The 7,492-nt window shown below is 70.6% G+C and carries 6 protein-coding genes; 4 read left to right on the top strand and 2 right to left on the bottom strand.

What is annotated here, in order from left to right; translation table 11 throughout:
- On the bottom strand, positions 1-1,281 hold a 1,281-nt coding region (locus tag OU415_RS31075), incomplete at its 3' end, for an amidohydrolase family protein (RefSeq protein WP_270953013.1).
- 618 nt (positions 1,282-1,899) lie between these two features.
- Between OU415_RS31075 and OU415_RS31070 the strand changes: the two genes are divergently transcribed.
- The 3 genes from OU415_RS31070 (at position 1,900) to OU415_RS31060 (ending at position 4,750) form a co-directional block, all read left to right on the top strand.
- Complete coding sequence (locus OU415_RS31070; protein WP_270953012.1) at positions 1,900-3,384, top strand: NCS1 family nucleobase:cation symporter-1; 1,485 nt, start codon at positions 1,900-1,902, stop codon at positions 3,382-3,384.
- A 96-nt stretch (positions 3,385-3,480) separates the two neighbouring features.
- Complete coding sequence (locus OU415_RS31065) at positions 3,481-4,206, top strand: aspartate/glutamate racemase family protein (RefSeq protein WP_270953010.1); 726 nt, start codon at positions 3,481-3,483, stop codon at positions 4,204-4,206.
- A 43-nt stretch (positions 4,207-4,249) separates the two neighbouring features.
- Positions 4,250-4,750 (top strand): nucleoside deaminase, encoded by a 501-nt coding sequence (locus OU415_RS31060; protein ID WP_270953009.1) that lies wholly within the window; start codon positions 4,250-4,252, stop codon positions 4,748-4,750.
- A gap of 58 nt (positions 4,751-4,808) precedes the next feature.
- Here the strand turns inward: OU415_RS31060 and OU415_RS31055 are convergent, their stop codons facing one another.
- Positions 4,809-5,459 carry a GntR family transcriptional regulator gene (locus OU415_RS31055; RefSeq protein ID WP_270953007.1) on the bottom strand — a complete coding sequence of 217 codons (651 nt, stop codon included), beginning with the start codon at positions 5,457-5,459 and terminating at the stop codon, positions 4,809-4,811.
- Between the two features lie 183 nt (positions 5,460-5,642).
- On the opposite strand from OU415_RS31055, the gene OU415_RS31050 reads away from it, so the two are divergent.
- On the top strand, positions 5,643-7,433 hold the full coding sequence (locus OU415_RS31050) for a thiamine pyrophosphate-requiring protein (protein WP_270953005.1): 1,791 nt from the start codon (positions 5,643-5,645) through the stop codon (positions 7,431-7,433).
- Positions 7,434-7,492 lie beyond the last annotated feature (59 nt).

Below are 7,492 nucleotides of genomic sequence, written 5' to 3'. Positions count from 1 at the left end.
ACGGCGGTTTCTCGCCACTGCCCAGCCCGCGCGCACGACGTGCACCGGCGACGTCAAGACGGACAGGTCGCGGTGCGGGTCGCCGGAGACCACAAGCGCGTCGCCCCGGAAGCCCGGCGCCAGCCGCCCCGCTTCGCGCTCGATGCCCAGAAGCGCCGCGGCCGACGTCGTCGCCGTGCGGATCGCGTCGAGCTCCGGCAGGCCCGCCTCGTGCATCAGCTGCACCTCGCGGCCGATCGGGTCGACCTCACCGCCGGAGGAGTCGGTCCCGGCGGCCAGCGGGACGCCCAGCTCGTGGGCTGCTCGCACCGCGGCCTGGAGGGTCGGCAGGTAGGTGCGGCCGCGCTCGTCCAGGACCGGGTTCGGGTCGCCGATCATCCCGGCGATCGCCGTCATCGTGGGTGTGAAGAAGGTGTTCCGGCGGAGCATCTCGTGCAGGGTCTTCTCGCCGACGAACACGCCGTGCTCCAGCGAGCGGATGCCCGCGGTCACCGCGTCGTGGCAGCCCTTCTCGCTGTAGCTGTGGCACAGCACGCCCTTGCCGCCCCGGCGTGCCGCGGCGACCACCTCGGAGAGCTGCTCGTAGGAGTACACCTGGGTCTGCGGGTCCTGCTCGGGCAGCCCGGCCCGCTCGTTGACCCGCGTCTTGATGACGTCGGCGCCCCGGGCGAGGTTCACCTCGACGACGCGGCGCAGCGCCTCCGGCGAGCGGACGCCGTCGGCGAGCCGGGCCAGCGGCGTGAGGTCGGGGTCGGCCAGGACGGTGTCACCGAGGTCCGGGGTGACGAAGACGCCCGCCGCCTTCAGCTCGGGCGCCAGCTCGGGCACCTGGCGGGCCAGCTCGCGCACGGCGATGTCCTGGTAGAAGTTCGTCGACCCGCTGCGGGCGCTGGTGGCGCCCTGGCGGACGGCGGCGCGCGCCTCGTCGGCGGTGTTGAGGTGGATGTGCGCGTCGACCAACCCCGGCAGCACCCAGCGCCCCTGGGCGTCGAGGCGGGTCGCACCCGCCGGCACCTCGACGCCGTCGCGGGGTCCGGCTGCGCGCACGACGCCGTTGCGGATCACGACCACGCTGTTCTCGACGACCGCACCGGTCGCCGGGTCGAGCAGCGTGCCGCCGTCGATGACCAGATCCCCCGCGGCCGGACCGGGCTTCGGCGCAGCGCTGGCCGAACGGGGCGCGGCTGCGACCGCGGCGGTCCCGGCCAGCACCGCTGCTGCGGTGAGCACACCTCGGCGGGTGAGGTGGTTGGCGGGCGGCGGAGCGGGGTCAACGCACATTACGAGCTCCTCGATGTCCAAGTTTGCGATGTTCTGTATACCAAATTGGGTAGAAGCTACCCGCCACCCAGGCGGGCATCTCAGCCACTCCAACCGGGCTGATCGTTTTGGTATACCGAGACGCGAAGCGTGCGCAAGATGGCCGGTTCAGCCGCGCGTCTCGCCGGCCAGACTCCGCGGGCAATCCCGCACCACTTGAGCCCGGATCGTGGACATCCCGGACCGGCGGGGTCCACCATCTGGACAGGCGGCCGTTCCCGAAGTCCCGGATCAACCGCCCCGACAGCGCCGAGCCGCCGTTCGCAGAACCTCTTGACGAGCCCTGAGAAGCGGTCTAGCGTTTTCAAATCACGACGTATACTTCCATAATTCGAAATAAAACTTTCGTCGGCGACCCCGGCGACTGAAGCGCTCCCTCTGCGCCGCGGGGTTTCGCGGAAGCCCCGGTCGCATCCACCACCGGAGAACCCCATGTCCTCATCGAGCGATCCCGGCACAGCTCGAACACCAGGACGCGGGCAGAGCGCTGAGCGAGATCCCGCACCACAGCCCACATCCGATGCCCGGCACCAGACAAGGAAGTCGACAGTTGCGCACAGGACGCCTGGAGGTGGCCCGATGACCGCCATGGAAAAAGGGGCCGATGTGGACGCCTCCACCAGCACGACGAGTTCCCGGCTGTACACCTACGACCTCGCTCCCACCCAGAAGGAAGGGCGGCGGTGGGGCGCTTACAACGTCTTCACCCTCTGGGGCAACGACGTCCACAGCCTCGGCAACTACGCCTTCGCGATCGGGCTCTTCGCGATCGGGTTGAACGTGTGGGGCATCCTGGCGGCCTTCCTGCTCGCGTCGCTGCTGCTCTTCCTGCTGCTGACGCTCTCCGGCTACATGGGGCACAAGACCGGCGTGCCGTTCCCGGTCATGAGCCGCATCGCGTTCGGCACCAAGGGCGCGCAGATCCCGGCCGCGGTGCGCGGCCTGGTCGCCATCGCCTGGTTCGGCATCCAGACCTACCTCGCCTCCGAGGTGCTGAGCACCTTGCTGGTGGCGATGTTCCCGTCGCTGGAGTCGCTGAAGGCCCAGTCGGTGCTCGGGCTGCCGCTGCTCGGCTGGATCACCTTCCTGTCCCTGTGGGTCGTCCAGGTCCTCATCGCCAGCTACGGCATGCACGTCATCCGCAGGTACATGGCGATCGCCGCGCCGACCACGCTCATCACGATGCTCGCGCTGGCGATCTGGATGTTCATCCGCGCCGGCGGCTCGATCTCGCTGTCCACCTCGCAGCCGCTGGTCGGCACCGACATGTGGTTGCACGTCCTGGAGGGCGCCGCGCTCTGGGTGGTCATCTACGGCACCTTCGTGCTGAACTTCTGCGACTTCACCCGCTCCGCCAAGAGCCGCCAGTCGATCATCCGCGGCAACCTGATCGGCATCCCGGTGAACATGCTGTTCTTCGCCGTCATCGTGGTGGTGCTCAGCGGTGCCCAGTTCAAGCTGGACGGCAAGATCATCACCAGCCCGACCGACATCGTGCAGACCATCCCGAACATGGTGCTGCTGGCCGCCGCGTCGATCGCACTCATCGTGCTGACCATCGCGGTGAACCTGCTGGCCAACTTCGTGGCGCCGATCTACGTGCTGGTGAACCTCTTCCCGCGGCACCTGAACTTCCGCAGGGCCGCGCTGGTCAGCGCCATCATCGGCCTGATCATCCTGCCGTGGAACCTCTACAACAGCCCGGTCGTGGTGAACTACTTCCTGGGTGGTCTCGGCGCGCTGCTCGGCCCGCTGTTCGGCGTGATCATGGCCGACTACTGGCTGATCCGCAGGACCCGGGTCAACGTGCCGGAGCTCTACAGCGAGGACGAGAACGGCGAGTACCACTACCGCGGCGGCTACAACCCGAAGGCCGTCGGAGCGTTCATCCCCGCCGCGGCGATCGCCGTCATCGTGGCGCTGGTGCCGGTGTTCGGCGCGGCTTCCGGGTTCTCCTGGTTCATCGGCGCGATCCTGGGCGCGATCATCTACGCCGTGATCGCCGACCGCAAGCCCGATGCGACCGATGTGGACGGTGAATCGATCGCCGTGGCCGCCGAGTGAACCACCGACCGGGCCCGCTGCGGGCGGGCCCGGTCGCCCGCCCGCACCACCACGCAACACGAGTCCGGGGACGAGTTCCCCGAAAGAGGTCCAACAATGCGCATTCTGGTCGCGAACGTCAACACCACTGCGAGCATCACCGAGTCCATCGGTGCGCAAGCAGCGGGTGCGGCGTCTCCCGGCACCGAGATCGTTCCCATCACGCCGTCCTTCGGCGCGGAGTCGGTCGAGGGCAACTACGAGAGCTACCTCGCCGCGATCGCCGTGATGGAGACCGTTCGGGCCTACCCCGAGCCGTTCGACGCGATCATCCAGGCCGGCTACGGCGAGCACGGCCGGGAAGGGCTGCAGGAGCTGTTCGACGTCCCGGTCGTCGACATCACCGAGGCCGCCGCGAGCACGGCCCAGTTCCTCGGCCGCACCTACTCGGTGGTGACCAGCCTGGACCGCACGGTCCCGCTGATCGAGGAGCGCCTGCACGCCGCGGGGCTCAGCGCGCGGTGCGCGTCGGTGCGCGCGAGCGGCATGCCGGTCCTGGAGCTGGAGCGCGATCCGGGTGCCGCGGTGGACGCCATCGCCGAGCAGGCGGCGCGTGCCGTCGAGGACGACCGCGCGGAGGTCGTCTGCTTGGGGTGCGGTGGCATGTCCGGGCTGACCGAGCGCGTGGTGGAGCGGACCGGGGTGCCCGTCGTGGACGGGGTGACCGCGGCGGTGACCATCGCCGAGTCGCTCGTGCGCCTGGGCCTGACCACGTCCAAGGTCCGCACCTACGCCTCCCCGCGGCCGAAGAAGATGCTCAACTGGCCGCCTGTGCTGGGCTGACGTCGACGAGAAATGGTATACCAAAGGTGCTACGGTCGAGGCCATGAGTGAACAGCAGAACCTCAGCGCGCAGGACCGGGTGCACCTGCGGCGCTGCGTCGACCTCGCCCGCGAAGCGCTGGACGACGGTGACGAGCCGTTCGGCTCCCTGCTCGTCGACGCCCGCGGCGCGGTGCGCTTCGAGGACCGCAACCGGGTCCAGGGCGGCGACGCCACCCGGCACCCCGAGTTCGAGATCGCGCGCTGGGCGGCCGAGCACCTCTCCCCCGCCGAGCGCCGCGAGAGCACCGTCTACACCTCCGGCGAGCACTGCGCGATGTGCAGCGCCGCGCACGCCTGGGTCGGGCTCGACCGCATCGTCTACGCGACGAGCACCGAGCAGCTGACCTCGTGGCACCGCGAGTGGGGACTGCCCGCCGGTCCGGTCGCGCCGCTGGCGATCAACGCGATCGCCCCGGGCGTCCCGGTCGCCGGACCGGACCCGGAGCTGGCCGACGAGGTCCGCGGCCTGCACGCCCGGCTGCACGGCGTCGAGCAGGGCTAGGTGCCGTTCCGCGGTCACGCGACCTGGTCGATCCCGCCGGTCGCGTGACCGCTGCTCGTCAGGAACCCGCCGAGCGCTGGCGCGCCGCAGCCATGCCCTGACCAGCGGCGAGGTGCTCGGCGATCAGCTCTTCCACCCGCGCCACGTCCCGGTCGGCGATGGCCGCGTAGAGGCCCTCGTGCTGCTCGGCGATCGCGGTGAGGTCGTCGTGCTGGCCGAGCAGCCAGCGCATCCGGCCGCTCATCACCCGGTCCAGCTCGCTGAGCAGCTCGTTCGCCGCCAGCGAGGTCACCACCTCGTGGAAGTCCGCCGCCGCGCGCCGGGCCCGCACCTCGTCGCCCGCGCGCGCCGCCGCGAGCTCGGTGTCCACGACCTCGCGGAGCCGGGCCAAGCCGTCCTTGGTCCGCCGCTGGGCCGCCAGCTTGAAGGTGAGCGCTTCGAACGCACCGCGCACCTCGTTGAGGTCCGCGACGTCCGAGGCGGTGAACTCGCGGACCACCGCCCAGCTGCGCGGCCGGGGCGTGACCAGCCCTTCGGCCACCAGCGACCGCAGCGCATCGCGCACCGGGAGGCGGCTCACCCCCAGCTCGGCCGCCAGGTCCCGCTCCACCAGCCTGCTGCCCGGGGCCCGGACACCGTCGACGATCTCGTCTCGGAGCTGCCGCATCACGCGCTCCGACTCGGGTTCGAAGCTCCCTGCCTGTGCCATGAGTTCAATCTCCATCGCGTCTGAACCGCCATCGTATCGGCGCAGCCGCACCGGCAGTGGCCCGCCGTCCCGCGATCCACAGTGGACCGAGCTGATCGGAGTTCCGGTGGTTGGGCGCGGGAGCTTCCGGGTAGAGCAGCAGGAGCGCCGGACAACGCGCGGCTGCAGCGAGGAGGTGGCGAAGTGCTGGTATCCGATCACATCTTGGCCCGCCTGCGCGAATGGGGTGTCGAGCACGTCTTCGCCTACGCCGGGGACGGGATCAACGGTCTGCTCGCGGCGTGGGAACGCGCTGGTGACCGGCCCCGGTTCGTGCAGTCCCGCCACGAGGAGCTGTCCGCGTTCGAAGCCGTCGGGTACGCGAAGTTCTCCGGGCGGGTCGGCGTCTGCGCCGCGACTTCGGGGCCCGGTGCGATCCACCTGCTCAACGGCCTCTACGACGCCAAGCTCGACCGGGTTCCGGTGGTCGCGCTGATCGGGCAGACCGCCCGCACCGCCCTGGGCGGCTCCTACCAGCAGGAAGTCGACCTGATGGCGCTGTACAAGGACGTCGCCTCGGACTACCTGGAGACGGTGACCGTGCCCGAGCAGCTGCCGAACGTGCTGGACCGGGCGATCCGCACCGCGCAGGCGCGCCGAACGGTGACCGCGCTGATCATCCCGGGCGACGTGCAGACCCTGGAGTACGAGCCGCCGACGCACGAGTTCAAGATGGTGCCCTCCAGCATGGGCATGTCCGACGCCTCGGTGCTGCCCGACCAGGACAGCCTGCGCCGCGCCGCCGACGTGCTCAACGCCGGCGAACGCGTCGCGATCATGATCGGGCAGGGCGCCCGAGGTGCCGCCGAGGAGGTCGAGCAGATCGCCGACGTGCTCGGCGCGGGCGTGGCCAAGGCGTTGCTGGGCAAGGACGTGCTGCCCGACGACCTGCCGTTCGTCACCGGGGCGGCCGGTCTGCTGGGCACGAAGCCCTCGTACCAGCTCATGCGCGACTGCGACACGCTGCTGATGGTCGGCTCCAGCTTCCCGTACAGCCAGTTCCTGCCCGAGTACGGCCAGGCGCGCGGGGTGCAGATCGACATCGACCCGAACCGCATCGGGATGCGCTACCCCTTCGAGGTCAACCTGCTCGGCGATGCCCGGCGGACCCTCGCCGCGCTGCTGCCGATGGTGCAGCGCAAGGCGGACCGCTCGTGGCGGCAGACCGTCGAGGAGGGCGTGCGCGCCTGGTGGGACGTGCTGGAACGCCGCGCCCACGTCGACGCGCAGCCGGTCAACCCCGAGCTGGTGTTCCACGAGCTCTCGCCGCAGCTGCCCGACGACGTCGTCCTGACCTCCGACTCCGGCTCGGCGGCGAACTGGTACGCGCGCCACCTGAAGATCAGGCGCGGGATGCGGGCCTCGCTGTCCGGGACGCTGGCCACCATGGGTCCCGGCGCGCCTTACGCCACGGGGGCGAAGTTCGCGCACCCCGACCGGCCGGTGATCGCGCTGGTCGGCGACGGCGCGATGCAGATGAACGGGCTCAACGAGCTGATCACCATGGCGCACTACTGGCGCGAGTGGTCGGATCCGCGGGTGATCGTCGCGGTGCTGCACAACGGCGATCTCAACCAGGTCACCTGGGAGCTGCGCGCCATGAGCGGCGCCCCGCAGTTCATCCCGTCGCAGCGCATCCCCGACGTCGGGTACGCGGCGCTGGCCGAGCAGCTGGGTCTGCGAGCCGCGAAGGTCGACGACCCCAGCCAGGTGGGCGCGGCCTGGCGGCGGGCGCTGGATGCCGACCGGCCGTGCGTCCTGGAGTTCGTCTCCGATCCGACGGTGCCGCCGATCCCGCCCCGGGCGGATCTCGACCAGCTGGAGAAGGTGGCCAGTTCGCTGCTCAAGGGCGATCCCGAGGCGTGGTCGGTGGTCCGGGAAGGCGTGAAGGCCAAGGTCCAGGAGTACGTGCCCGGGAGCCGGGGCCGCCGCTGATGCCCGGCCCGGCGCAGCCCGACGCCGCGGCGGGCGAGTACGGCTACCACCTGCCGCAC

The organism is Saccharopolyspora oryzae, from assembly GCF_027853915.1.
GTDB lineage: Bacteria > Actinomycetota > Actinomycetes > Mycobacteriales > Pseudonocardiaceae > Saccharopolyspora > Saccharopolyspora oryzae.
This window is presented reverse-complemented; position numbering and strand designations above follow the sequence as displayed.

What these genes read in the sequence shown, in the direction of transcription:
- OU415_RS31070 (WP_270953012.1), top strand. Translation starts at nt 1,900, where the DNA reads ATGACCGCCATGGAAAAAGGGGCCGATGTGGACGCCTCCACCAGCACG.
- OU415_RS31065 (WP_270953010.1), top strand. Translation starts at nt 3,481, where the DNA reads ATGCGCATTCTGGTCGCGAACGTCAACACCACTGCGAGCATCACCGAG.
- OU415_RS31060 (WP_270953009.1), top strand. Translation starts at nt 4,250, where the DNA reads ATGAGTGAACAGCAGAACCTCAGCGCGCAGGACCGGGTGCACCTGCGG.
- OU415_RS31055 (WP_270953007.1), bottom strand. Translation starts at nt 5,459, where the DNA reads ATGGCACAGGCAGGGAGCTTCGAACCCGAGTCGGAGCGCGTGATGCGG.